This is a genomic window from Stenotrophomonas maltophilia group sp. SKK55 (assembly GCF_057179845.1).
In genome coordinates this window covers 40,790-64,275 of record NZ_JBXUHP010000018.1, presented here as the reverse complement: position 1 = coordinate 64,275, position 23,486 = coordinate 40,790, and the positions used below count along the sequence as shown (strand labels likewise).

At 67.7% G+C, this 23,486-nt stretch carries 22 protein-coding genes; 14 read left to right on the top strand and 8 right to left on the bottom strand.

Annotation, left to right across the window (positions count from 1 at the left end; genetic code table 11):
• Nucleotides 1-26: 26 nt before the first annotated feature.
• Nucleotides 27-326, top strand: coding sequence for a DUF2388 domain-containing protein (locus tag AC2A1N_RS09325; RefSeq protein WP_049447145.1), 300 nt, complete (start codon nt 27-29; stop codon nt 324-326).
• Nucleotides 327-396: 70 nt separating this feature from the next.
• On the top strand, nt 397-2,235 hold the full coding sequence (locus tag AC2A1N_RS09320; RefSeq protein WP_278252531.1) for a DUF7844 domain-containing protein: 1,839 nt from the start codon (nt 397-399) through the stop codon (nt 2,233-2,235).
• On the opposite strand, the gene AC2A1N_RS09315 is transcribed toward AC2A1N_RS09320, so the two are convergent.
• Together AC2A1N_RS09315 and AC2A1N_RS09310 are read right to left on the bottom strand one after the other, a co-directional pair.
• Nucleotides 2,213-3,289: an ATP-binding protein gene (locus tag AC2A1N_RS09315; RefSeq protein ID WP_061479257.1), complete on the bottom strand. Its 1,077-nt coding sequence runs from the start codon at nt 3,287-3,289 to the stop codon at nt 2,213-2,215. The two genes, AC2A1N_RS09320 and AC2A1N_RS09315, sit on opposite strands and share 23 nt — an antisense overlap.
• Entirely contained in the window at nt 3,289-4,005 is a 717-nt protein-coding gene (locus AC2A1N_RS09310; protein ID WP_005416361.1) for a response regulator, read from the bottom strand. The genes AC2A1N_RS09315 and AC2A1N_RS09310 overlap by 1 nt, the downstream gene beginning before the upstream one ends.
• A 129-nt stretch (nt 4,006-4,134) precedes the next feature.
• On the opposite strand from AC2A1N_RS09310, the gene AC2A1N_RS09305 reads away from it, so the two are divergent.
• The 4 genes from AC2A1N_RS09305 (at nt 4,135) to AC2A1N_RS09290 (ending at nt 9,618) form a co-directional block, all read left to right on the top strand.
• Complete coding sequence (locus tag AC2A1N_RS09305; RefSeq protein ID WP_484372086.1) at nt 4,135-5,283, top strand: efflux RND transporter periplasmic adaptor subunit; 1,149 nt, start codon at nt 4,135-4,137, stop codon at nt 5,281-5,283.
• A gap of 36 nt (nt 5,284-5,319) precedes the next feature.
• Entirely contained in the window at nt 5,320-8,469 is a 3,150-nt protein-coding gene (locus AC2A1N_RS09300; RefSeq protein ID WP_484372084.1) for a multidrug efflux RND transporter permease subunit, read from the top strand.
• Nucleotides 8,450-8,842, top strand: coding sequence for a nuclear transport factor 2 family protein (locus tag AC2A1N_RS09295; RefSeq protein WP_061479260.1), 393 nt, complete (start codon nt 8,450-8,452; stop codon nt 8,840-8,842). Before AC2A1N_RS09300 ends, AC2A1N_RS09295 begins: the two co-directional genes overlap by 20 nt.
• Nucleotides 8,843-8,925: 83 nt before the next feature.
• The gene (locus AC2A1N_RS09290) at nt 8,926-9,618 is read left to right on the top strand and encodes a COG3650 family protein (RefSeq protein ID WP_061479261.1); all 693 of its coding nucleotides are present in this window, start codon (nt 8,926-8,928) and stop codon (nt 9,616-9,618) included.
• A 164-nt stretch (nt 9,619-9,782) separates the two neighbouring features.
• On the opposite strand, the gene yeiP is transcribed toward AC2A1N_RS09290, so the two are convergent.
• The 5 genes from yeiP to AC2A1N_RS09265 form a co-directional block, all read right to left on the bottom strand.
• Entirely contained in the window at nt 9,783-10,349 is a 567-nt protein-coding gene (yeiP, locus tag AC2A1N_RS09285; RefSeq protein WP_005409468.1) for an elongation factor P-like protein YeiP, read from the bottom strand.
• Nucleotides 10,350-10,398: 49 nt separating this feature from the next.
• On the bottom strand, nt 10,399-11,169 hold the full coding sequence (locus tag AC2A1N_RS09280; protein ID WP_111201323.1) for an SDR family oxidoreductase: 771 nt from the start codon (nt 11,167-11,169) through the stop codon (nt 10,399-10,401).
• Nucleotides 11,170-11,269: 100 nt separating this feature from the next.
• The gene (locus tag AC2A1N_RS09275) at nt 11,270-12,166 is read right to left on the bottom strand and encodes a hydroxymethylglutaryl-CoA lyase (RefSeq protein WP_061479263.1); all 897 of its coding nucleotides are present in this window, start codon (nt 12,164-12,166) and stop codon (nt 11,270-11,272) included.
• Nucleotides 12,163-12,564, bottom strand: a complete 402-nt coding sequence (locus AC2A1N_RS09270) for a VOC family protein (protein WP_061479264.1) — start codon at nt 12,562-12,564, stop codon at nt 12,163-12,165. The genes AC2A1N_RS09275 and AC2A1N_RS09270 overlap by 4 nt, the downstream gene beginning before the upstream one ends.
• A 2-nt stretch (nt 12,565-12,566) precedes the next feature.
• A complete protein-coding gene (locus AC2A1N_RS09265) occupies nt 12,567-13,355 on the bottom strand; it encodes an enoyl-CoA hydratase/isomerase family protein (protein ID WP_061479265.1) in 789 nt (262 codons plus the stop codon).
• Nucleotides 13,356-13,474: 119 nt separating this feature from the next.
• On the opposite strand from AC2A1N_RS09265, the gene AC2A1N_RS09260 reads away from it, so the two are divergent.
• From AC2A1N_RS09260 to AC2A1N_RS09250, 3 genes are read left to right on the top strand one after another with little or no spacing between them, the layout of a single operon-like run.
• Complete coding sequence (locus tag AC2A1N_RS09260) at nt 13,475-13,729, top strand: FeoA family protein (RefSeq protein ID WP_049464336.1); 255 nt, start codon at nt 13,475-13,477, stop codon at nt 13,727-13,729.
• Entirely contained in the window at nt 13,726-15,591 is a 1,866-nt protein-coding gene (gene feoB, locus AC2A1N_RS09255; RefSeq protein WP_242894166.1) for a ferrous iron transporter B, read from the top strand. The genes AC2A1N_RS09260 and feoB overlap by 4 nt, the downstream gene beginning before the upstream one ends.
• The gene (locus AC2A1N_RS09250) at nt 15,591-15,836 is read left to right on the top strand and encodes a DUF6587 family protein (RefSeq protein ID WP_242894164.1); all 246 of its coding nucleotides are present in this window, start codon (nt 15,591-15,593) and stop codon (nt 15,834-15,836) included. Before feoB ends, AC2A1N_RS09250 begins: the two co-directional genes overlap by 1 nt.
• Before the next feature lie 67 nt (nt 15,837-15,903).
• Here the strand turns inward: AC2A1N_RS09250 and AC2A1N_RS09245 are convergent, their stop codons facing one another.
• Nucleotides 15,904-16,365 (bottom strand): DUF4304 domain-containing protein, encoded by a 462-nt coding sequence (locus AC2A1N_RS09245; protein WP_072168998.1) that lies wholly within the window; start codon nt 16,363-16,365, stop codon nt 15,904-15,906.
• Between the two features lie 143 nt (nt 16,366-16,508).
• Here AC2A1N_RS09245 and dapB point away from each other — a divergent pair, with 143 nt between their 5' ends.
• From dapB to AC2A1N_RS09220, 5 genes are all read left to right on the top strand, one after another.
• Entirely contained in the window at nt 16,509-17,237 is a 729-nt protein-coding gene (gene dapB / locus AC2A1N_RS09240) for a 4-hydroxy-tetrahydrodipicolinate reductase (RefSeq protein WP_154350704.1), read from the top strand.
• 289 nt (nt 17,238-17,526) lie between these two features.
• A complete protein-coding gene (carA, locus tag AC2A1N_RS09235) occupies nt 17,527-18,654 on the top strand; it encodes a glutamine-hydrolyzing carbamoyl-phosphate synthase small subunit (RefSeq protein ID WP_061479270.1) in 1,128 nt (375 codons plus the stop codon).
• 149 nt (nt 18,655-18,803) lie between these two features.
• On the top strand, nt 18,804-22,046 hold the full coding sequence (carB, locus tag AC2A1N_RS09230) for a carbamoyl-phosphate synthase large subunit (RefSeq protein ID WP_484372078.1): 3,243 nt from the start codon (nt 18,804-18,806) through the stop codon (nt 22,044-22,046).
• An 8-nt stretch (nt 22,047-22,054) separates the two neighbouring features.
• Nucleotides 22,055-22,519 carry a transcription elongation factor GreA gene (gene greA / locus AC2A1N_RS09225; protein WP_181453298.1) on the top strand — a complete coding sequence of 155 codons (465 nt, stop codon included), beginning with the start codon at nt 22,055-22,057 and terminating at the stop codon, nt 22,517-22,519.
• 4 nt (nt 22,520-22,523) lie between these two features.
• Nucleotides 22,524-23,441 carry a hypothetical protein gene (locus tag AC2A1N_RS09220; protein WP_061479272.1) on the top strand — a complete coding sequence of 306 codons (918 nt, stop codon included), beginning with the start codon at nt 22,524-22,526 and terminating at the stop codon, nt 23,439-23,441.
• The last annotated feature ends 45 nt before the right edge of the window (nt 23,442-23,486 follow it).

Below are 23,486 nucleotides of genomic sequence, written 5' to 3'. Positions count from 1 at the left end.
CGCATCCTTACAACCGGCTTCGAACGATGACCCGTCCGCTTCTGCTGCTCGCCCTGCTGTCCCTGCCGCTGGCCGGCTTCGCTTCCAGCTTTGCCGGCACCTCGGCCGGTTCGGCCACCGGTGCTTCCTCCGGCTCCTCGGGCAGCAGCTCGGGTGATGACAAGGTGGTACTGGCGGCGCGCGACGATGCCGCTGCGTTCGTCGCCAGCGACGGCCAGATCCGTGGCGCCCGCCTGCAGGCCGCGCTGGTCCACCTGCGTGAGCAGAGTGCCGCCGCACAGCAGCAGAGCGACCTGGAACTGGCCCGCGCGCTGCTGGCGCGTTGATCCGGACTGCATGACCCCGGCGACATCGCGTTCTGTAGAGCCGAGCCATGCTCGGCTGAATGCCTGGCGCATGCGGATCGCAACAGTAGCCGAGCATGGCTCGGCTCTACAGAGGCTTGGTCGGTGGAACGCAGCCACGCATGGCGTGGCTCTACTGCTGGTCGCCCACGTCGCGCACGCAGCTGATCGCCTGCAGCTGGACCCGGCAGGGTTAAGCCCTGCACAGCAGCAGGTGGCGACGCAGACCCTGGCCGACGTGCAGTCACTATTGCCGAACGGCCTGCTGGCTGCGTTGCCGGCGCAGGTACGGGTGCGCTGGACGGATGACCTGCCGGCCGATGTGCATGGCCGCACCTTCGCTGGCCGTATCGCGTTGCGCCGGAGTCTGCTGGGCGACAGTGCGCCGGGCGCACGTCGCGCACGCCGCAGCGCGCTGGTACACGAACTGACCCATGTTGCTGACCGTACGGGGGCGAACTGGTCACGCAGTGCGCGCTGGCGCGACCTGGCGGGATGGCAGCGCAAGCCCTGGCATCTCGGCCGTGGCGACAACGACTTCCGTGACCGCAGTCCCGATGCGTATGAACTGAAGGACCCGGCCGAGTACCTGGCAGTGAACGCCGAGCATTTCGTGCTCGACAGCGAGTTCGCCTGCCGGCGCCCGGCACTGGCGCAGTGGTACCAGGCCCATTTCGGAACGCCGCCATCGCTGCCGCAGTCGCACTGCGCGACCGCGTTGCCCTTGCTGCAGGCCGAATCGGAAGAGGGGGCGGCATCGCTGCTGCAGCTCGACCCCGCGCGTGTCTACGCCGTGGATTACCTGTTCGCCGAAGGCAGCGCACAGCCGATGAGCCGCTGGGGCCACAGCATGCTGCGATTGGTGATCTGCAGGCCCGGGCGCGCGCCGGGACCGGACTGCCGGCTGGATCTTGAATACCATCGCGTGCTGTCCTTCCGCGCGTTCGTGGGCGACGTACAGATATCCAACTGGCGCGGCTTGACCGGCGGCTACCCGTCGCGGCTGTTCGTGCTGCCGCTGCAGCAGGTGGTGGACGAGTACACCAAGGTCGAACTGCGCGGCCTGCAGTCGCTGCCATTGCGGCTGCAGCGCGATGAGATCGCCAGCCTGCTCGAGCGCACCGCCCAGGTGCACTGGAGCTATGACGGGCGCTATTACTTCGTCAGCAACAACTGTGCGGTGGAGACCGCCAAGCTGCTGCAGGCCGGAGTGCCGCGGCTGGGCGAGGCCGGGCTGGCCCAGCTGAGCCCGCGCGGCCTCAAGCGCCGGCTGGCGCGGCTGGGCATGCTCGACGAGCGGGTACTCACGGACCGCAACGCCGCGCAGTCACAGGGCTATTACTTCGCTTCCGCGCGCGAGCACTACCAGCAGTTGTTCACAGTGGCGGCGACCCAGCTGAGCTTGCCCGCGCGCGATGTGCGCGGCTGGTTGAAGCTGCCGGCAGAACAACGGGCACCGTGGCTGCTGAAGGGCGACCTGCGCGCCAGTGCCGGCCTGCTGTTGCTGGAACAGGCCGCGCAGCGGCGTGCCGAGCTGCGGGCACGCGATGTGCTCAAGCGGCAGCTGCTGGCTGCTGCCAACAGCGCGGAAACCCGCAGCCTGCGCGGCCTGCTGGCGCAGAGTGGGCAGTGGTTGCGCCCGGGGACGCTGCTGCAGGACGGCGGCTATGGGTTGCCGCTGGGCGACGAGCAGGTACTGCTGTCTGCGGCCGTGGCCACTGCCAGTGCGCAGGCGGTACCGGCATGGCAGGCATTGCGTGTGCAGCTTCGCCAGCAGTTGCCGGCGCAGCAGCGTAAGGAAATGGATGCGATCGACGCCAATCTGGCCGCGCTGGGAGCACACCTGCGCACGCAGGCCGCTGGTCCGGCTACTGGCGCGGCAGTTCGATGACGAAACGGCTGCCGCCGCAGCTGCCGGCCGTGCAGCAGGCACGGCCACCATGTGCATCGGCGATGGCCTTGACCACCGCCAGGCCAAGCCCGCTGCCACCGCCCTGGCGCGAACGTGAGCCGTCGGCGCGCATGAACGGAGTGAAGATGTCGGCATGCAGTCCGGGATCGATGCCCGGGCCTTCATCCTCGATGGCCACCTGCACATGGCCCGGCGTGTCATGCACGGCGATCCGCACCTTGCCTGGGCTGGCATAGCGACGCGCGTTTTCCAGCAGCGCCAGCAGCGCCTGGCGCAGGCGCGTGGGATCACAGTGCGCGTTGTGTTCCTCGCGGCTGGTTTCCAGTTCCAGCACGAAGCCCGCAGCGCGGAACTGCGGGTCGACCAGCGTCATCACCGAATGCACCTCGGCCACCACGTCGGTGCGTGCGCGACGCACGTCCAGCCGCGCATTGTCGGACAGGCTCAGCACGCGCAGATCTTCGATCAGTCGCGACAGCCCTTCGACCTGGGCGAGCAGGCTGCGGAACTGCGACTCGTCCGGCTGGAACACGCCCTCAGCCAGTCCCTGCAGGCGGCCGCGCAGGATCGTCACCGGAGTACGCAGCTCATGTGCGATGGCCGCATGCCACATCGCGCGCTCGCTCTCCATGTGCTGCAGGCGGCGCGCCATCGCGTTGAAGTCCTCAACCAGCGTTGCCACTTCGCCCGGCGAATTCTCCTCGACGCTGGCGCGCGCCCCAAGGTCACCGCTGGCGAGAGCACGCACGCTGTCCACCAGCGAATTCAACGGCGACAGGATGCGGTGGGCGAGGCGGAACGAGGCGGCGATGGCCAGCGCCAGGCCGGTCAGGATCACGCCCACCATCCATGCCAGCTCCGGCCCGGTCGGCAGCCAGCTTTCCGGCTCTTCGGTACTTCCGGGGAAGAACTCGACCAGCACCGCGTACAGCAGCCACGACGACAGGATCATCATCACGATGACGCCGATCACCATCAGCGACATCGAGACGATGATGTGGCGGCTGAGCCCGGAACGGCGCAGTCGGGCCATCAGCGGTCAGCCATCAACCGGTAGCCGACGCCGCGCACACTGGCCGGAACATTGACCATGCCCACTTCGTCCAGCTTGCGGCGCAGCTTGCTGACATGGCTGTCGACAGTGCGCTCCAGCGCTTCGCTTTCCGGCAGGCATTCGTGCATCAGCTCGCTGCGGCTGAAGATGCGGGTCGGTGCCAGCGCCATGCAGTGCAGCAGCTTGAACTCGGTGAGCGTGAGCAGCACTTCGTGACTATAGCCTTCGCCCTCCACGTGCACGGCGTGGGTGGCCGAGTCGATCAGCAGCGGGCCGACGCGCAGCGCAGTGGGCGCGTCCACGCGCGAGGCGCGCAGCGTACGCCGCAGCACCGCGCGCACGCGCGCCGCCACCTCGGCCGGGTTGAACGGCTTGACCACGTAGTCGTCGGCACCCATGCGCAGCGCGGTCAGCTTGTCGAGGTCCTGGTCCAGCGCGGTCAGCATGATCACCGGCGTCTCACCACGCTGGCGCAGCTGGGTCAGCACGCTCCAGCCATCCAGGCGTGGCAGCTGTACATCGAGCAGGACCAGGTCGGGGCGGGCGCTGCGATGCAGGTCCAGTGCGCTATGGCCATCGGCCGCGCGCAGCGTGCGCAGTCCTTCGCGTTCCAGGTAGGCGCTGAGAATATCGGCGATCTCGGCCTCATCCTCGACGATCAGGACGAGGGCGGCGAGGGCGGGGGAGGCATGCATGCAGGGGCGGGGCCGTAAGGTGCTTGCCTCCATCGTATCTCCACAGTTCCTCCATCGAAACCCCATCATTGCCACGCACACTGCGCGCTTCAGAACCTATCCGCCGCCTGCGCGGCATTGTGCACAGCAATGAGAACCTTCAGGACACCGGTCGCGTTGATCGCGGCCCTCGCCCTGGCCATGACGGCCTGCTCCACCCCCGAAGCCACTCCCGAAGCCGCACCGCGTGTCAGCGTGGTCACCGTCGGCCCGCAGGTGGTGCAGCGTGACGACGAACTGCCCGGCCGCGTGGCCGCCGTGCGCACCGCGCAGATCCGTGCGCAGGTGGGCGGCATCGTGCAGCGCCGGCTGTTCGACCAGGGGGCCGAAGTGAGCGCCGGCCAGGCCCTGTTCCAGATCGACCCGGCCGCGTTCCGGGCCGATGTCGATTCGGCACTGGCTGCCCTGCAGCGCAGTGAGGCCGCGCTTGGTCGCAGCCGGGTGCAGTCGCAGCGCCTGCATGCGCTGGCCGCCGTGCAGGCGGTCAGCCAACAGCATCGCGACGACGCCAGTGCCGAGTACGAACAGGCCCGTGCCGCGGTGAACGAGGCGCGCGCGATCCTGGCCCGTCGCCAGCTCGACCTGCGCTATGCGACGGTCAGTGCGCCGATTGCCGGCCGTATCGACCAGGCGCTGGTGACCGAAGGTGCGCTGGTCGGCGTGGCCGATGCCGAGCCGATGGCGGTGGTGCAGCAGATCGACCAGGTCTATGTCGATGTGCGCCAACCGGCGGCGCAGCTGGAGTCGCTGCAGCGCAGTGCTGCCGGTGGCGGCGAGCTGCCGGTGACGATCATCGTTGCGGCCGGCAAGCCGCTGTCCGAGCGTGGCCAGCTGCTGTTCTCCGGCATCAATGTCGATGCGCGTACCGGTGATGTGATCCTGCGCATCCTGGTCGACAACCCGCAGCGGCAGCTGCTGCCCGGCATGTACGTGCGCGCGAGGGTGCCACGTGGCGCGCCCGCCAGTGCATTGACCGTGCCACAGCAGGCGGTGCTGCGCAGCGCCGGTGGCCAGGCCTATGCCTGGGTGATCGGCGCCGACGGCAAGGCGGTGATCCGCACGCTGGAAGTGGACGGCAGTGTCGATCACCAGTGGCTGGTGCGCACGGGCCTGAAGGCCGGCGAGAAGGTGGTGGTCGAAGGCCAGGAGCGCCTGCAGGAAGGCGTGGTGGTCGATGCGCGCGACTGGCAGCTGCCGGTCGCCAGCGCCGGTGCAGTGCAGGCCGGCAGCAAGGGCTGAGCCTTTCCGGGGCCGGTCCCTCCAGGGAAATCCAACATGGCACGTTTCTTCATCGATCGCCCGGTGTTCGCCTGGGTGCTGGCGATCTTCATCATCCTGGCCGGCGTGCTGGCGATCCCGCGGCTGGCGGTGGAGCGCTATCCAGCAGTCGCCCCGCCCAGCGTCAGCATCTATGCCAGCTACCCGGGTGCCAGCCCGCAGACGCTGAATGACGCCGTGGTTGGCCTGATCGAGCGCGAGCTGTCCAGCGTCAAGCACCTGCTGTACTTCGAGTCGTCGGTGGACACGTCCGGCGAAGCGTCAATCACTGCCACCTTCAAGCCCGGCACCAATCCGGAGCTGGCGCAGGTGGACGTGCAGAACCGGATCAAGGCGATCGAACCGCGGCTGCCGCGCAGCGTGCGCCAGAACGGCCTGGCCGTGGAGGCCGCTGATTCCGGCTTCCTGATGCTGGTCGGCCTGCGTTCGCCCGATGCCAGCGTCAGCGAGGCCGCGCTGGGCGATTTCATGGCGCGCAACATCATCGAAGAGCTGCGCCGTATCGATGGCGTCGGCCGCGTGCAGTTGTTCGGTGCCGAGCAGGCGATGCGCGTGTGGCTGGACCCGACCCGGTTGACCGGCTACGGCTTGACCATGGGCGATGTGGCCGCCGCCATCGAGCAGCAGAACCTGGAGATTTCGCCAGGACGCATTGGTGATTCGCCGGGTGTTCCAGGCCAGCGCATCACCGTGCCGCTCAGTGCCGACGGCCAGTTGTCCACGCCGGAACAGTTCGCGGCGATCGTACTGCGTGCCGGCGCCGACGGTTCACGGGTGGTGCTGGGTGATGTCGCCCGCGTTGAGCTGGGCGCGCAGAGCTATGCCTGGGGCACCCGCGAGGACGGCCATCCAGCCACCGCCGCCGGCGTGCAGCTGCGCCCGGGCGCGAACGCGGTGCGTACCGCCGCGGCGGTGCGTGAGCGCATGGCTGAGCTGGCGCCGCTGCTGCCACGCGGGGTGGAAGCGAGCATCCCGTTCGACACCGCGCCGTTCGTGAAGATCTCGATCCAGAAGGTAGTGCAGACCCTGCTGGAGGCGATGCTGCTGGTGTTCGCGGTGATGTACCTGTTCCTGCAGAACTGGCGTTACACGCTGATCCCGGCGCTGGTCGCACCGATCGCGCTGCTGGGTACGTTCGCGGTGATGCTGGCGCTGGGCTTCTCGATCAACGTGCTGACCATGTTCGGCATGGTGCTGGCCATCGGCATCATTGTCGACGACGCGATCGTGGTGGTCGAGGGCGTGGAACGGATCATGGCCGAGGAGGGCCTGCCGCCGCGCGAGGCCACCATCAAGGCGATGCGTGAACTGACCGGCGCAGTGATCGGCATTACCCTGGTGCTGACCGCGGTGTTCATCCCGATGGCGTTCGCCAGCGGTTCGGTGGGCGCGATCTACCGCCAGTTCACCGTGGCGATGGCGGTGTCGATCCTGTTCTCGGCGCTGCTGGCCCTGAGCCTGACGCCGGCGCTGTGCGCGACCCTGCTGCGCCAGGCCAACCACGGCCATCACGGTCGCGGCGGGCTGTTCGGCGCCTTCAACCGGGGCTTCGAGCGGATGACCGGGCGTTACCAGCGTGGTGTGGCGACGGTGCTGCAGCGGAGCGGGCGGGTGATGGGCGTGTTCGCCGCACTGGTGGCGGCGTTGCTGCTGGGCCTGCACTGGCTGCCGGGCGCCTTCCTGCCGGAAGAAGACCAGGGCTATTTCATGACCTCGATCCAGCTGCCGGCCGAGGCGACGGCCGAGCGTACGCTGGCCGTGGTCGAAGCCTACGAACGGCACGTGGCCTCGCGTCCGGGCATCGGCTCCAACCAGTCGATCCTCGGCTACAGCTTTTCCGGTTCCGGCCCGAGTGCGGCGCTGACCTACACCATGCTGAAGGACTGGGGTGAGCGCGCAGGCGCAACCGCGGCCGGTGAGGTGGAGGCCGCGCAGCAGGCGATGGCCACGATTGCCGAGGGTGAGGTGATGAGCGTGATGCCGCCTGCGATCGACAGCCTGGGACGTTCGTCCGGCTTCTCGCTGGCGCTGCAGGCGCGCACCGGGCAGGGCCAGGCCGAACTGCGCGCGGCCCTGCAGCAGCTGCTGAAGCTGGCCGAAGCCAGCCCGCTGCTGTCGGAGGTGCATGCCGATGGCCTGCCGGCCGGCACCAGCGTGCGGCTGGACATCGACCGGGCCAAGGCCGAGGCAATGGGCGTGGGCTTCGAGCAGATCAGCAGCACGCTGTCGGCAGCCATGGGCTCGCAGTACGTCAACGACTTCCCCAACAAGGGACGGCTGCAGCAGGTGATCCTGCAGGCCGATGCGCCGCACCGGATGGAGCTGGAAGACGTGCTGAAGCTGTACGTGCGCAACAGCGAGGGCGGCATGGTGGCGTTGTCCGAGCTGGTCACCCCGCACTGGACCGAAGCGCCGTTGCAGCTGCAACGCTATCTTGGCTTCCCGGCGCTGAACCTGTCCGGCGCCCCGGCCTCCGGCGTGTCGACCGGTCAGGCCATGGCGGAGATGGAGCGGCTGGCCGAAAAACTCCCGCCCGGCTTCGCCCTGCAGTGGACCAGCCAGTCGCTGCAGGAGCGTGAGTCGGGGGCGCAGGCGCCGTGGCTGCTGTTGTTGTCGATGCTGGTGGTGTTCCTGGTGCTTGCCGCGCTGTACGAGAGCTGGTCGATTCCGTTGGCGGTACTGCTGGTGGTGCCACTGGGCCTGCTTGGCGCGGTCGCCGCGGTGCTGTTGCGCGGCATGCCCAACGACGTGTTCTTCAAGGTCGGCATGATCACCGTGATCGGGCTGTCGGCGAAGAACGCGATCCTCATCGTCGAATTCGCGCGCCAGCTGCAGCAGCAGGGGCGCGGTCTGGTTGAAGCAGCGCTGGAGGCGGCGCGGCTGCGCCTGCGCCCGATCGTGATGACCTCGCTGGCGTTCGCGCTGGGCGTGGTGCCGCTGATGCTGGCGCAGGGCGCGTCGAAGGAAACCCAGCAGGCGATTGGAACCGGTGTGTTCGGCGGCATGGTCAGTGCGACCGTGCTGGCGGTGCTCTTCGTGCCGGTCTTCTATGTAGTGGTGCAGGGCGCGCGGCAGTGGATCGCGCAGCGCCTGCGCAGGCGCCGGCCGATGCCGGGAGGAACCGTGGATGGAACGGAACATCGTTGAAGATCTGCATGAGCAGCAGTTGCTGGCGCTGGAACAGCGCCTGTGCGCAGCGCTGCTGGAGAACAATCACGATGCGTTGAACGCGCTGGTATCGCCGGCCCTGTTCCTGATGGACGGCCACGGTGGCCGCATGCTCGATCTGCCGTGGCTGGGTGATTGGTTGGCAGGAGACCTGCAGGTACGAAGCCTGCAGCTGCACGCGGTGGAAACGCTGCTGTGTGGCCGTCTGGCGTTGCTGTCCAGCGACGTGCGGATGTCGGTGTGGCGGCAGGGCCGGGAGCGCGAACTGAAGCTGCGCCTGTTGCGGGTCTGGACCTGCAGTTCCGGCGGCAGTGGCGCGCAGCTGCTGTCGATGGCGGTGCTGGCCGCATGAGTGCGGTCAGGCCGTTTTCAGGCCCCGCTCACCCCGAGGTGGTAGGGTCGAGCATTCCTGTAGTGTCGACAAGGAGTCGAGCCATGCGTGTAGTACCCAGTCTGTTGGCAGCCTCCCTGGGGTTGGTCCTGGCCGCGTGCCAGCCGGCCCAGGCACCCGCGGCGGGCAGCAATGACGCCTCGCCCGCCACGCCGCAGCCGAGCGCCAACACGGAAGGCGGCAGCGAGACCGCCTACCAGTGTGGTGATCTGAGTGTGGGCGCGACCTTCAATGGCGAGGATGCTGCCACGCTGGTGATCGGCGAGCGTCGCTTCGCCATGACCTCCGAGCGCGCGGCATCCGGCGCCAAGTACAGCGATGGCCTTGGCAACAGCTTCTGGACCAAGGGCAGCGATGATGGCCTGCTTAGCCTGAAGGGCGAGCCGGATCGCGAGTGCCATGCGGTGGAAGCCACCGAAGGCGATGGCAGCGCCGGCAATGCCGCGTTCCGTGCCACCGGCAATGAACCTGGATGGCTTGCAGTCGTCGATGGCGATATGCCGGGCCTGCAGGTGGAAGTTGACTATGGCGAGCGCCGCTTTGACGTGGCCAAGCCCACCCAGGGCGCTGATGGATGGAGCGGGAAGGCGTCCGACGGCACCGACGTCAAGCTCAGCTTCCAGCGCACTACCTGCCAGGACGACATGAGTGGGGAGGCGTTCGAGGCGAAAGTGATGTTGACCGTCGGTACCCGCCAGTACCACGGCTGCGGCAATTTCGGCGCGAAGCGGCCGTAAGCCCTCTGTAGAGCCGAGCCCACGCTCGGCTGCGTTGTGCTCTGCACAGGCACAGCAGCCGAGCGCGGGCTCGGCTCTACACAACTGCTGTCAACGATGCGCTGCTTGCTGCCTGCGGCGAACTTGCCGCAGGCAGTGATCGGCAGGCGATCGGCGCAGGGTGCTTAGTCGGCACGGCCGGCGAATTCGCCGGTGGCGGTGTTCACCAGCACGCGCTCGCCGTTGACGATGTACTCCGGCACCATGATCTCGATGCCGGTGTTGAGCTTGGCCGGCTTCGGGCGCTTGGTGGCGGTGCCACCCTTCAGTTCCGGCGGCGTCTCGATCACTTCCAGCACCACGGAGGCCGGCAGCTGGATCGCCACCGGCTGCTCGTCGATCACCTGCACGTAGATGCCGGTCAGGCCGTCGGTGATGTAACCGGCGTCATCGCCGATCACGTCCGCGTCCAGGGTGTATGGGGTGTAGTCCTCGTCATCCAGGAACACGAAGGCATCGCCGTCCTTGTACGAATAGGTGGACTGGCGGCGCAGCAGTTCGACCTCGACCAGGTTGTCGTCGGCATCGAAGCTGGCGTCGAGCTTGTTGCCGCCCGGCACGCTGTACATGATGAAGCGGAAGCGGACGTTGCCGCCGCGACCCTGCGGCGAGCTGCGCTCGATGTCGCGGATCTGGTACACGCCGTTGTTGTACTCGACGACGTTGCCCTTCTTGATGTCGTTGGCTTTCATGGTGATCTAGGTCGTTGGGGGAGGGCGCCGTCCCGGCGCCCGTGGGGAATCACTTCGGAGCGAGGCGGGTAGCGCCGTCCAGGCGGATGGTCTCGCCGTTGAGGTAGGTGTTGCCGAGGATGAAGCCGACCAGGCTGGCGAAGTCTTCCGGCTTGCCCAGGCGCGACGGGAACGGAATCGAGGCGGCCAGCGACTGCTGCACGGCTTCGGGCATGCCGTCCACCATCGGCGTCCAGAACACGCCGGGAGCAATCGTATTGACGCGGATGCCGAAGCGCGACAGTTCGCGTGCCATCGGCAGCGTCATCGACACCACGCCGCCCTTGCTGGCGGCATAGGCGGCCTGGCCGATCTGGCCTTCATAGGCGGCGATGCTGGCGGTGTTGATGATCACGCCGCGCTCGCCATCGATGCCGGCCTCGTTGTGCTGCATGCGGTTGGCCGCGGCCTTGGCGACATTGAAGCTGCCGACCAGATTGACCATCACCGTGCCCTGGAAGCCGGCCAGCGGCATCGGGCCGTCCTTGCCCAGCACGCGGCCGGCGCCGAGGATGCCGGCACAGTTCATCGCCACGTTCAGGCCGCCGAGGAAATCGTGGGCCTGGTCGATGGCCGCAGCCACGGCGGCCTCATCGCTGACGTTGACGTTGAAATAGCGGGCCTTGTCGGCACCCAGCCCGGCAACGGCGGTCGCACCCTTGTCGTCGTTGAGATCGAACAGGGCCACCTTGCCGCCCTGGGCGACGAGGTGCTGGGCCACGGCCAGGCCGAGGCCGGAGACGCCACCAGTGATCACGGCACGTACGGAAGACAGCTGCATTGAACGGTCCTGCAGGTTCGAGAACCGCCGATTCTAACGGAAGCTGCGACCGTCGCTGTTGTGCACTGCGCCGCCGCAGCAGGGCGGCGCAGTGCGGCGGTCAACCTGCGGCGGCCAGCGCCTGCCCGGTGCGGCTGGCGGTGGCGCGACCGAGCAGGCCTGCCAGCCAGCGGCCGGTCTCGGCCAGTGCCGGCAGGTCCACGCCGCTGTCCAGGCCCAGGCCCTGCAGCAGGTAGACCACGTCTTCGCTGGCCACATTGCCGCTGGCGCCCTTCGCATACGGGCAGCCACCGGCGCCGGAGACAGCACTGTCGACCACGCGCACGCCTTCTTCCAGGCAGGTGGCGATGTTGGCGATGGCCTGGCCGTAGGTGTCGTGGAAGTGCACGGCCAATGCGTCCATCGGAATCTCGGCCGCCACCGCCTGCAGCATCGCCCGTGCCTTGCGCGGGGTGCCGACGCCGATGGTGTCGCCCAGCGAGATTTCGTAACAGCCCATCTGGTGCAGCGCGCGCGCTACCCGCACCACGTCGGCCAGCGGCACCTCGCCCTGGTAGGGGCAGCCGAGCACGGTGGAGACGTAGCCGCGCACGCGCACGCCATCGGCGGCGGCGCGGCGCAGGATCGGCTCGAACCGGGCCAGCGACTCGTCGATGCCGGCATTGGTATTGGTGCGGTTGAACGCCTCGGACGCGGCAGTGAACACCGCCACCTCCTCGACGCCGACCGCACGGGCGCGGTCGTAGCCCTGTTCGTTCGGTACCAGCACCGGGTAGTGGACACCCGGCCTGCGCTGGATGCCGGCATAGACCTCGGCGGCGTCGGCCAGTTGCGGGATCCACTTCGGGCTGACGAAGCTGGTCGCCTCGATGCTGCGCAGGCCGGTGGCCGACAGGCGGTTGATCAGTTCGATCTTGTCGGCGGTGGACACCGACTGCTTTTCGTTCTGCAGGCCGTCACGCGGACCGACCTCGACGATGCGGACGTAATCGCTCATGCGGCTGCCCCATCGGCGGGGCGGTGGCAGACCGCTTCGATGTTGTTGCCGTCCGGGTCGAGCACGAAGGCCGCGTAGTAATCCGGGTGATACCACGGGCGCAGGCCCGGCGCGCCGTTGTCGCGGCCGCCGGCGGCGAGCGCGGCGGCATGGAAGGCATCCACCTGCGCACGGCTGGCGCAGGCGAAGGCCACGTGTACGCCGTGACTGGCGGTGCCGCCATTGCCGAGCCAGAAGAACGGCTTGCCGTCGCTGCCGAAGCCGACGTGGTCGTGGTCGCCGGTCTGTTCGGCGCTCACTTCCATCACCACGCCGATCTGCAGCGGAGCCAGTGCCTGCAGGAAGAAGGTCCTGCTGCGCGCCAGGTCGGCGCTGGTCAAACCAAGATGATCGAGCATGTTCAGGCTTCCGTGACCCAGTGGGGGGCGCGCTTGTCGAGGAAGGCGCCCAGGCCTTCCTGGCCTTCGGCCGAGACCCGCAGGCGCGCGATCAGGGCCGCATTATCGCGATCCAGTGCGTCGCGGTCATGGCTGTCGCGGACCTGCCGCACCAGCTGCTTGGCGGTGGACGAGGCGATCGGGCCGGCCTTGTCGAGCAGGGCCAGCTGGCGTTCCAGCGCCTCGTCCAGGCGCTCGGGTTCGACCAGTTGATGGACCAGGCCGATGCGCAGCGCGGTGTCGGCATCGAAGTGCTCGCCGGTGGCGAACCAGCGACGGGCCTGGCGCGGGCCGATGGCCTCGATCACGTAGGGCGAGATGACGGCGGGCAGCAGGCCCAGGCGGCTTTCGGTCAGGCCGAAGCGGGCCGCAGTGCTGGCGATGGCAATGTCGCAGCAGGCAACCAGGCCGACGCCGCCACCGAAGGCCGCGCCGTGGACCCGGGCCAGGGTCGGCTTGGGCAGCTCGTCCAGGGTGCGCATCAGCCGCGCCAGGGCAAGCGAGTCCTCGCGGTTGTCGGCCTCGCTGGCGGCGGCCATGCCGCGCATCCACTGCATGTCGGCACCGGCCGAGAAGGAAGCGCCGTGACCGGCGACCACCACGGCCCGGACCGAATCATCGCCGCCGGCGGCTTCCAGTGCGGCAGTCAGCCGGGCGATCAGGCTGGCGTCAAAGGCGTTGTGCAGCTCCGGCCGGTTCAGCCAGAGGGTGAGGACAGCGCCACGGCGCTCGATCTGCAAAGCATCGTTCATGGGATTCCAGGGTCACTCCATACCTGTATGGATCATAGCGGGCCATTGGTCATGGGCCATGACGCGACGCGGGAATGTTAGAATCGAGAACCATTTACATCCAGCAGAGAACACGCTAGATGACGCTGTCCGAACTGCCGCTGCACACCTCGGCCGTGGTCGAGTCCGTGCAGGACCTGCATGCCAACGATGCCATTGCCCGCCGCCTGCGCGAGCTGGGTTTCGTGAATGGCGAGGAAGTACGCCTGGTGGCCAAGGGCCCGGTGGGGGGCGAGCCGCTGCTGGTGCAGGTCGGGTTCACCCGGTTCGCGCTGCGGATCAGTGAAGCCAAGCGCGTCGTAGTCGACGCCGTCAGTCAGGAACGACGCGCATGACCGCCACCGTCTCCGCCTCACCGCTGCGCATCGCGCTGGTCGGCAACCCCAACAGCGGCAAGACCGCGCTGTTCAACCAGCTGACCGGCAGCCGGCAGAAGGTCGCCAACTACACCGGCGTCACCGTCGAGCGCAAGGAAGGCCGCCTGCGTGCGCCGTCCGGCCGCGAATTCGCCGTGCTCGACCTGCCGGGCGCCTACAGCCTGCATCCGGCCAGCCTGGACGAGGCGATCACCCGTGACCTGTGCCGGGGCTTCTACCCGGGCGAAGCTGCGCCGGACGTGCTGCTGTGCGTGATCGACGCCACCAACCTGCGCCTGCACCTGCGCTTCGCGCTGGAGCTGCGTGAGCTGGGCAAGCCGATGGTGGTCGCCCTGAACATGGTCGATGCGGCCCAGCGCCGTGGCATCCAGGTGGACGTGGCCGCGCTGGAGCGCGAGCTGGGCGTACCGGTGGTGGAGACCGTGGCGGTGCGCAAGCAGGGTGCCAAGGCCCTGGTCGAGCGCCTCGATGCGATGGTGCCGCACCTGGATGCGCCGGTGCCGGGCCCGGAAGGTGGCATCGACTACCACGCCAAGGTGCGCGAGATCCTGTCGGTCGCCGTGCGGATGCCGGCGCGGACCGCGAAGATCGACGACGCGCTGGACCGCTGGCTGCTGCACCCGGTGTTCGGGCTGATCAGCCTTGCGGTGGTGATGTTCCTGATCTTCCAGGCGGTGTATGCCTGGGCGACGCCGTTGATGGATGGCATCGAGGCTGGCTTCGCCTGGCTCGGTGCTCTCGTTGGCAGCGTGTTGCCGGAGGGGCCGCTGGCCAGCCTGCTGACCGACGGCATCATCGCCGGCGTCGGTGGCGTGGTGGTGTTCCTGCCGCAGATCCTGATCCTGTTCTTCTTCATCCTGGTGCTGGAGGAATCCGGCTACCTGCCGCGTGCGGCGTTCCTGCTCGACCGCATGATGGCCGCCGCCGGCCTGTCCGGCCGCTCGTTCATCCCGCTGCTGTCCAGCTTCGCCTGCGCGGTGCCGGGCATCATGTCCACGCGCAGCATCCAGGACCCGCGTGACCGCCTGGCCACCATCCTGGTCGCACCGCTGATGACCTGCTCGGCGCGCCTGCCGGTGTACGCCCTGCTGATCGGTGCGTTCATTCCGCAGAAGACGGTGTGGGGGGTATTCAACCAGCAGGGCCTGGTCCTGTTCGGCCTGTACACCGCCGGCATCCTCAGTGCGCTGGCGATGTCGTGGATCATGAAGAAGTGGCGCCGCGACAAGAGCGAGCATCCGCTGATGCTGGAGCTGCCGTCGTACCGCCTGCCACATGTGCGTGACCTGGCGGTGGGCCTGTATGAGCGCGGCATGATCTTCCTCAAGCGTGTCGGTGGCATCATCCTGGCGCTGACCATCCTGCTGTGGGTGCTGCTGTCGTTCCCGGCGGCACCAGTGGATGCCACGATGCCGGCCATCGACTACAGCTACGCCGGCCGGATCGGCCATGCGATGGCGGTGTTCTTCGCACCGCTGGGCTTCAACTGGCAGATCTGCATCGCGCTGATTCCGGGCCTGGCCGCGCGTGAGGTGGCGGTGTCGTCGCTGGCCACCGTGTATGCGCTGTCGGCCGCCGATGACGATGCCGCCAGCCAGGCGCTGACCCCGCTGATCAGCGATGGCTGGTCGCTGGCCACGGCCCTGTCGCTGCTGGTCTGGTACATCTACGCCCCGATGTGCATCTCGACGCTGGCGACCATCAAGCGCGAGACCAACTCCTGGAAGCAGATGGGCTTTGCCGCGTTCTACCTGTTTGCCGCGGCTTACGTGGCCGCGCTGATCACCTATCAGGTGACCAAGGCGCTGGGAGGCGGCTGATGGATACCGCGCTGCTGATCCAGTACCTGATCATCGCGGTGGCCGTGCTGGTCAGTGCCTGGGTGGTACTGAAGAAGCAGTTCCCGGGTACCGTGCGCACGCTGCGCGGGGCCTTGGCGCTGGCCCTGCTGAAGCCGGGTCGCGCGGCCTGGCTGCAGGCGCTGGGGCGGAAGATCGCGCCGCCGGCCAGCGGTGGTAACGGTGCCTGTGGGGGGTGCGACAGCTGCGGGCCGACCAAGAAGTAGCGTCCAGCCATGCTGGACCGCGGCTGTCCGGAGGGTGCGAACTTTCGACCCGCACGCTTTCCAGGGTTCAGACCTCTCTGCGGATGATCGCGCGGAAGTTCCCGTCCTGATTCAATCGCCGCACCGATTCGCGGTTTCCATGGGCTGCTGCGAAACCCGCCACGTCGGCCAGGGCATCGAGCAGCAGGGCCTTCAACGCGTCGCGGTTGCCGGCCTCCAGCAGATCTTCAAGGTCCTGCTGGATGAAGGTCCGGCGCAGGCCTGGCGTTTCTTCGATCCGCCAGTCGACATGGGGCGTGGGAATGCTGGAGCGGTACCGGAAAGCCGTTTCAAGATCGTCAGGCGCGAGGGGATACGCGAGCAGCTCTGGAAAGTAGAGTCCAGCATTCACATAGAAGCCCCGGCTTTCGCTGGCGCGCTGGTGATTAACGACAAGCAGGGCGGCATCCAGCAAGCGGTAGCGCGTGGTCGACGTCCCGGCATAACCGGTCTTCCTGGCGCATTTGCTGAAGACGGTCGAGGATTTCATGGGTTTTGCCCGGGCTGAGGGAAGGGCCACAGACTTGAAGGGGAGCGTTGCCGCGTCCAGTGGCAAACCCGTCACCGCAGGGGCATGCAGCATCGCAGCGATGGCGCTTGCCGGAGCAGGCGTGCTGCCGCTAGCCTGCAGGCATGAACCAGACTCCCCTGCGATTGCTCATTCACGGCGCCTCCGGGCGCATGGGCCAGGCCCTGCTGCGGCTGGCCGCCGAACATCCCGAAACCCTGCAGATCGTGGCCGCCGTGACCGGTCGCGCGCCGGCCCAGCGCGTAATCGACGGCGTGCCGTTCTTCGCGGCCAGCGAACTGCCCGGTGCGCCGGTGTTCGATGTGGCCATTGACTTCAGCCTGCCGGAGGGCTTCGACCCGCTGCTGGCGCTGTGCGTGGATCGCGGGGCAGGGCTGGTGTCGGGTACCACCGGCATTTCCAGCACGCAGCGCCAGGCGCTGGATGCGGCAGCGGCGAAGATCCCGCTGGTATGGGCCTCGAACTTCAGCCTGGGCGTGGCGGTACTGGACGAACTGGTGGAGCGCGCGGCGCAGGCGCTGGCCGGCTGGGACTGCGACATCGTCGAATCGCACCACACCCAGAAGAAGGACGCGCCATCGGGCACTGCACTGACCCTGGGCGCGGCCGCGCAGCGGGGCGGGGCGGAGCCGCATTACGCCAGCCTGCGCGCCGGCGACATCGTCGGCGAGCACCTGGTGCAGTTCACCGGGCTGGGCGAGCGCATCGAGCTGGTACACCGGGCCACCAACCGCGACATCTTCGCCCGCGGCGCCCTGTTCGCCGCCCGCCAGCTGCAGGGCCGTGCCCCGGGCAGCTACCGGGTGCGCGATCTGCTGGACGGGCCGCGTTAACCGGTAGCGCCGGGCCGTGCCCGGCGTCGGTGTCGGTTCCGCCGGGCATGGCCCGGCGCTACCAGCGGGTGCCGCATACCCGGCCGGATCGAAATGAATGCGCAATCGCCTGTTCATGAAGCGCGATAACCGCTGGCGCGAGCGCCCCGGCAGCGCTACAATTCGCACTCGCCGAATCACGAAAGCCGGACCGGTCCCAGACCGTACGTCCGCGCTTTTTTGCAACCGGATTTCCGTGAAGCGCAGGCGTGACTTCGGCAGCCCCCTCGGTAGCCAAAGTGAGATTCCCGTGACCCAAGCCGCAATCCTCGTCCTCGAAGACGGCACCGTATTCGAGGGCGAATCCGTAGGCGCGCCCGGCCTGTCCGTCGGTGAAGTGGTGTTCAACACCGCCATGACCGGCTATCAGGAAGTGTTGACCGACCCGTCCTACGCCCGGCAGATGGTCACGCTGACCTATCCGCATATCGGCAACACCGGCATGACCGACCAGGACGATGAAGCGTCCAAGGTGTGGTCGGCCGGCCTGATCGTGCGCGACGTTCCGCGCCGTCCCAGCAACTGGCGCAGCCAGGTGTCGCTGCAGGACTGGCTGATCCAGCGTGGCGTGGTCGCCATCGCCGGCATCGACACCCGCAAGCTGACCCGCATCCTGCGCGAGAAGGGCGCGCAGAACGGTGCGCTGATGGCCGGCGACATCGACGTGGAAAAGGCACTGGAAGCCGCCCGCAAGTTCCCGGGGCTGAAGGGCATGGATCTGGCCAAGGTCGTCACTACCGAGAAGACCTACACCTGGACCGAGGGCCAGCTGGACCTGGATGCCAACGCCTTCGTCAGCGTGCCGGCCCGGTTCAAGGTCGTGGCCTACGACTTCGGCGTGAAGACCAACATCCTGCGCATGCTGGCCGAGCGCGGTTGCGAAGTGACCGTGGTGCCGGCGCAGACCCCGGCCGCCGAAGTGCTGGCGCTGAAGCCGGACGGCGTGTTCCTGTCCAACGGCCCGGGTGACCCGGAACCGTGCGACTACGCCATCGAAGCGATCAGGACCTTCATCGACGTGAAGATCCCGACCTTCGGCATCTGTCTGGGCCACCAGCTGCTCGGCCTGGCCTCGGGCGCGCAGACCATGAAGATGGGCCACGGCCACCACGGTGCCAACCACCCGGTGCAGGACCTGGACAGCGGCCGGGTGATGATCACCTCGCAGAACCACGGTTTCGCGATCGACGAAGCAACCCTGCCGCCGACCCTGCGCGTGACCCACCGTTCGCTGTTCGACGGCACCAACCAGGGCGTCGCCCGCACCGACGTGCCGGCGTTCTCGTTCCAGGGCCACCCGGAAGCATCGCCGGGCCCGCACGACGTCGGTCCGCTGTTCGACCGTTTCGTGGCGCTGATGGAGCAGGCCAAGGCGTGATCAGTACGCCGCCGGCCCCCCGGTGGCGTCGCGATGGACCGTAAACCCCGCATCGCTGCTGCCACTGGCGCGGCGCTGCGGATCAAGATTCCTGATCGACAGCGTGCGATCACTCCCCCTTGTCACGCTGTACTGACTTAGAGAAGAAAATGCCCAAGCGCACTGACCTCAAGACCATCCTCATCATCGGTGCTGGCCCGATCGTCATCGGCCAGGCCTGCGAGTTCGACTACTCCGGTGCCCAGGCCTGCAAGGCCCTGCGTGACGAGGGTTACCGCGTGGTGCTGGTCAACAGCAACCCGGCCACGATCATGACCGACCCGGAGATGGCCGACGCCGTCTACATCGAGCCGATCAACTGGCAGACGGTCGAGAAGATCATCGCCAAGGAAAAGCCCGATGCGCTGCTGCCGACCATGGGTGGCCAGACCGCGCTGAACTGCGCGCTGGACCTGGCCGACCACGGCGTGCTGGAGAAGTACAACGTCGAGCTGATCGGTGCCAAGCGCGAAGCGATCCGCATGGCCGAAGACCGCGAGCTGTTCCGCGTGGCCATGGGTGAGATCGGCCTGGAGTGCCCGACCGCCGCCGTCGCCCACACCCTGGACGAAGCGCTGGAAATCCAGACCCGCGTCGGCTATCCGACCATCATCCGCCCCAGCTTCACCCTGGGCGGCAGCGGTGGCGGCATCGCCTACAACCGCGAAGAGCTGGTCGAGATCGTCAGCCGCGGCCTGGAGCTGTCGCCGACCACCGAAGTGCTGGTGGAAGAGTCGGTGCTGGGCTGGAAGGAATTCGAGATGGAAGTGGTCCGCGATACCGCGGACAACTGCATCATCGTCTGCTCGATCGAGAACCTGGACCCGATGGGCGTGCACACCGGTGACTCGATCACCGTGGCGCCGGCGCAGACCCTGACCGACAAGGAGTACCAGCGCCTGCGCGATGCCTCCATCGCCGTGCTGCGCAAGATCGGCGTCGATACCGGTGGCTCGAACGTGCAGTTCGGCATCAACCCGAAGACCGGCCGCGTGGTCGTCATCGAGATGAACCCGCGCGTGTCGCGTTCGTCGGCGCTGGCTTCCAAGGCCACCGGCTTCCCGATCGCCAAGGTCGCCGCCAAGCTGGCCGTGGGCTACACCCTGGACGAACTGAAGAACGAAATCACCGGCGGCCTGACCCCGGCCTCGTTCGAGCCGTCCATCGACTACGTCGTCACCAAGATCCCGCGCTTCGCCTTCGAGAAGTTCCCGGCCGCCGATGCCCGCCTGACCACCCAGATGAAGTCGGTGGGCGAGGTGATGGCGATGGGCCGTACCTTCCAGGAGTCGGTGCAGAAGGCCCTGCGTGGCCTGGAAACCGGCAAGGTCGGCTTCGACCCGACCGGCCAGGACCTGGGCAACGAAGACGACCTGCAGACCCTGCGTCGCGAGCTGAAGGCGCCGGGCCCGGAGCGCCTGTTCTATGTGGCCGATGCGTTCCGCGCCGGCATGAGCGTGGAAGAGATCTACGCACTGTCATTCATCGATCATTGGTTCCTGGACCAGATCGAGGAAATCATCGCGGCGGAAGGCGAAGTCGCCGCCGGTGGCATCGATGCGCTGGATGCCGCACGCCTGCGCAAGCTGAAGCGCGCTGGCTTCTCCGACGCGCGCCTGGCGCAGCTGACCGGCACCAACGAAGCCGCCATCCGCGCGCTGCGTCGTGCGCACAAGGTGCGCCCGGTCTACAAGCGCGTGGACTCCTGTGCCGGTGAATTCTCCACCGGTACCGCCTACCTGTACTCGACCTACGAGGACGAGTGCGAGGCCGCGCCGAGCAACCGCGACAAGATCATGATCCTGGGCGGTGGCCCGAACCGCATCGGCCAGGGCATCGAGTTCGACTACTGCTGCGTGCACGCGGCGCTGGCGCTGCGCGAGGATGGCTATGAAACCATCATGGTCAACTGCAACCCGGAAACCGTGTCGACCGACTACGACACCTCCGACCGCCTGTACTTCGAGCCGCTGACCCTGGAAGACGTGCTGGAGATCGTCGAACTGGAACAGCCGAAGGGCGTGATCGTGCAGTACGGCGGCCAGACCCCGCTGAAGCTGGCGCGCGCGCTGGAAGCCAACGGCGTGCCGGTGATCGGCACCAGCCCGGACTCGATCGACCTGGCCGAAGACCGCGAGCGCTTCCAGCAGCTGGTCGACAGGCTGGGGCTGAAGCAGCCGCCGAACCGCATCGCCCGCAATGATCAGGAAGCCCTGCTGCTGGCCCGCGAGATCGGCTACCCGCTGGTGGTGCGCCCGAGCTACGTGCTGGGCGGCCGTGCCATGGAAATCGTCTACGGCGAAGCCGACCTGGCCCGCTACGTGCGCGACGCGGTGAAGGTGTCCAACGATTCGCCGGTGCTGCTGGACCGCTTCCTCGACAACGCCGTCGAGTGCGACGTCGACATCATCGCCGACAAGGATGGCAACGTCCTGATCGGTGGCGTGATGGAGCACATCGAAGAAGCCGGCGTGCACTCGGGCGATTCCTCGTGCTCGCTGCCGCCGTACTCGCTGTCGGCTGAAACCCAGGCCGAACTGCGCCGCCAGGTGGTGGAGCTGGCCAAGGCCCTGAACGTGGTCGGCCTGATGAACACCCAGTTCGCGATCCAGACCAGCGACGAAGGTGCCGACACCATCTATCTGCTGGAAGTGAACCCGCGTGCCTCGCGCACCGTGCCGTTCGTGTCCAAGGCCACCGGCATGCCGCTGGCGAAGATCGCTGCCCGTTGCATGGCGGGCAAGAGCCTGGCCGAGCAGGGCGCGACCAAGGAAATCGTGCCGGACTACTACTCGGTGAAGGAAGCGATCTTCCCGTTCGCCAAGTTCCAGGGTGTCGATCCGATCCTCGGGCCGGAGATGCGCTCCACCGGCGAGGTGATGGGCGTCGGCCGCACCTTCAACGCCGCCTTTGCGCGTGCGCAGGAAGCCGGTGGCATCAAGGCACCGCCGGTCGGCAAGGCCTTCGTTTCGGTGCGCGATCCGGACAAGAAGCGCGTGCTGCCGGTGGCCAAGGCACTGCTGGCGCGTGGCTACAGCCTGGTTGCCACCCGTGGCACCGCTGCGTGGCTGCAGCAGCACGGCATGGACTGCGAGATCATCAACAAGGTGGTGGAAGGCCGTCCGCACATCGTCGACTCGATCAAGAACGGCGAGATCGTCTACATCGTCAACACGACCGAAGGTCGTTCGGCGATCAACGACTCGTTCTCGATCCGTCGCGAGGCGCTGCAGCATCGCGTCACCTACTCGACCACCATTGCCGGCGCCAAGGCGCTGGTGGATTCACTGGAATTCCGCGGCACCGGCCCCGTCTGGTCGCTGCAGGAGCTGCACAAGGAGTTGAATGCATGAGAGCCCCGATCACGATGAAGGGCGCGCAGAAGCTGCGCGACGAACTGGATCACCTGAAGTCGGTCAAGCGCCCGAAGGTCATTGCGGCCATCGCCGAAGCGCGTGAGCACGGTGACCTGAAGGAGAATGCCGAGTACCACGCCGCGCGCGAGGAGCAGGGCTTCATCGAAGGCCGCATCAAGCAGCTGGAAGGCGAGCTGTCGCACGCCGAAATCATCGACGTGAGCAAGCTCAATGCCGGCTCCAAGGTGGTGTTCGGCGCCAGCGTGACGCTGGCCGACGTGGAAACCGACGAAGAGAAGAAGTACCAGATCGTCGGTGACCTGGAGGCGGACATCAAGCAGGGCCTGATCGCGATTTCCTCGCCGGTGGCGCGTGCGATGATCGGCAAGCTGGAAGGTGATTCGATCGTGATCGACGCCCCGGCCGGCCAACGCGAGTACGAGATCGTCAGCGTCAGCTACGTGGACTGACCACGTGGCGACGGCGACCCTGCTGTTGCCGGCGCGCAGCCGCTTTGCCGCGGCTGCGCTGCCGGACGATGTGGCACGTGCGCTCGGCCGTGCCACCACGGTGCAGGTCGCGCCGGGCGAACGCGCGCAGCTGACACGCCATTTCTCGGTTGCCGCGCCGCACTGGCCGGTGGCCGCGCTGACCCGCCAGCGCGACGTCGGCGATGCTGCCGGCGCCAGCTGGCTGCGTGCCGATCCAGCCTGCATGGTGCCGGACATGCACGGCGCGCGGATGATGGCCTACGGCGAAACGCTGCGGCCGACGCTGGCCGATTGCCTGGCGTTGCTGCCGGTGTTGCAGCCGTTGTTCGCCGACGCCGGCTTTGTGCTTGACGCACCCGATCCTTCGCGCTGGTACCTGCGGCTGCCGATCGACAGCGAGCTGCCGGACTTCGACAGCCCCGACGAGGTGCTGGGTGATGACCTGTTCTCGCACCTGCCGGAAGGGCAGGGCGGCCGTCGATGGCGGGCGCTGATGACCGAGGCACAGGTGCTGCTGCACAACCATTCCTGGAACCAGCAGCGTGCCGCGCAGGGACAGCAGCCGATCAACTCGCTGTGGTTCTGGGGCGGTGGCGTGATGCCGGTGTCGGTCAGCACCCCGCACGCGCAGGTGCGCAGCCGCGACGCGCTGCTGCAGGGCCTGGCCCTGGCGGCTGGTGTGGCCGTGGACGGCGAGCAGGCCGTGGATGCACTGGTTGACCTGCGCCAGCTGCGCTCTTTGCAGCAGCTCGGCAATGATGCGATCCGGCCGCTGCTGGCCGCGCTCAAGCGTGGCGAACTGCAGCGGCTGGTGCTGGATTTCGAGGACGGCCTGCAGTTCCAGCTGGACCGTGGCCAGCGCTGGCAGTTCTGGAAGAAGCCGCGCCAGCTGCACGACTGATCGGGGCCTCTGCCGAGCGGGGTCGGATCCGTTTTCCATCGGAAA

What these genes read in the sequence shown, in the direction of transcription:
- AC2A1N_RS09325 (WP_049447145.1), top strand. Translation starts at nt 27, where the DNA reads ATGACCCGTCCGCTTCTGCTGCTCGCCCTGCTGTCCCTGCCGCTGGCC.
- AC2A1N_RS09320 (WP_278252531.1), top strand. Translation starts at nt 397, where the DNA reads ATGCGGATCGCAACAGTAGCCGAGCATGGCTCGGCTCTACAGAGGCTT.
- AC2A1N_RS09315 (WP_061479257.1), bottom strand. Translation starts at nt 3,289, where the DNA reads ATGGCCCGACTGCGCCGTTCCGGGCTCAGCCGCCACATCATCGTCTCG.
- AC2A1N_RS09310 (WP_005416361.1), bottom strand. Translation starts at nt 4,005, where the DNA reads ATGCATGCCTCCCCCGCCCTCGCCGCCCTCGTCCTGATCGTCGAGGAT.
- AC2A1N_RS09305 (WP_484372086.1), top strand. Translation starts at nt 4,135, where the DNA reads ATGAGAACCTTCAGGACACCGGTCGCGTTGATCGCGGCCCTCGCCCTG.
- AC2A1N_RS09300 (WP_484372084.1), top strand. Translation starts at nt 5,320, where the DNA reads ATGGCACGTTTCTTCATCGATCGCCCGGTGTTCGCCTGGGTGCTGGCG.
- AC2A1N_RS09295 (WP_061479260.1), top strand. Translation starts at nt 8,450, where the DNA reads ATGGAACGGAACATCGTTGAAGATCTGCATGAGCAGCAGTTGCTGGCG.
- AC2A1N_RS09290 (WP_061479261.1), top strand. Translation starts at nt 8,926, where the DNA reads ATGCGTGTAGTACCCAGTCTGTTGGCAGCCTCCCTGGGGTTGGTCCTG.
- yeiP (WP_005409468.1), bottom strand. Translation starts at nt 10,349, where the DNA reads ATGAAAGCCAACGACATCAAGAAGGGCAACGTCGTCGAGTACAACAAC.
- AC2A1N_RS09280 (WP_111201323.1), bottom strand. Translation starts at nt 11,169, where the DNA reads ATGCAGCTGTCTTCCGTACGTGCCGTGATCACTGGTGGCGTCTCCGGC.
- AC2A1N_RS09275 (WP_061479263.1), bottom strand. Translation starts at nt 12,166, where the DNA reads ATGAGCGATTACGTCCGCATCGTCGAGGTCGGTCCGCGTGACGGCCTG.
- AC2A1N_RS09270 (WP_061479264.1), bottom strand. Translation starts at nt 12,564, where the DNA reads ATGCTCGATCATCTTGGTTTGACCAGCGCCGACCTGGCGCGCAGCAGG.
- AC2A1N_RS09265 (WP_061479265.1), bottom strand. Translation starts at nt 13,355, where the DNA reads ATGAACGATGCTTTGCAGATCGAGCGCCGTGGCGCTGTCCTCACCCTC.
- AC2A1N_RS09260 (WP_049464336.1), top strand. Translation starts at nt 13,475, where the DNA reads ATGACGCTGTCCGAACTGCCGCTGCACACCTCGGCCGTGGTCGAGTCC.
- feoB (WP_242894166.1), top strand. Translation starts at nt 13,726, where the DNA reads ATGACCGCCACCGTCTCCGCCTCACCGCTGCGCATCGCGCTGGTCGGC.
- AC2A1N_RS09250 (WP_242894164.1), top strand. Translation starts at nt 15,591, where the DNA reads ATGGATACCGCGCTGCTGATCCAGTACCTGATCATCGCGGTGGCCGTG.
- AC2A1N_RS09245 (WP_072168998.1), bottom strand. Translation starts at nt 16,365, where the DNA reads ATGAAATCCTCGACCGTCTTCAGCAAATGCGCCAGGAAGACCGGTTAT.
- dapB (WP_154350704.1), top strand. Translation starts at nt 16,509, where the DNA reads ATGAACCAGACTCCCCTGCGATTGCTCATTCACGGCGCCTCCGGGCGC.
- carB (WP_484372078.1), top strand. Translation starts at nt 18,804, where the DNA reads ATGCCCAAGCGCACTGACCTCAAGACCATCCTCATCATCGGTGCTGGC.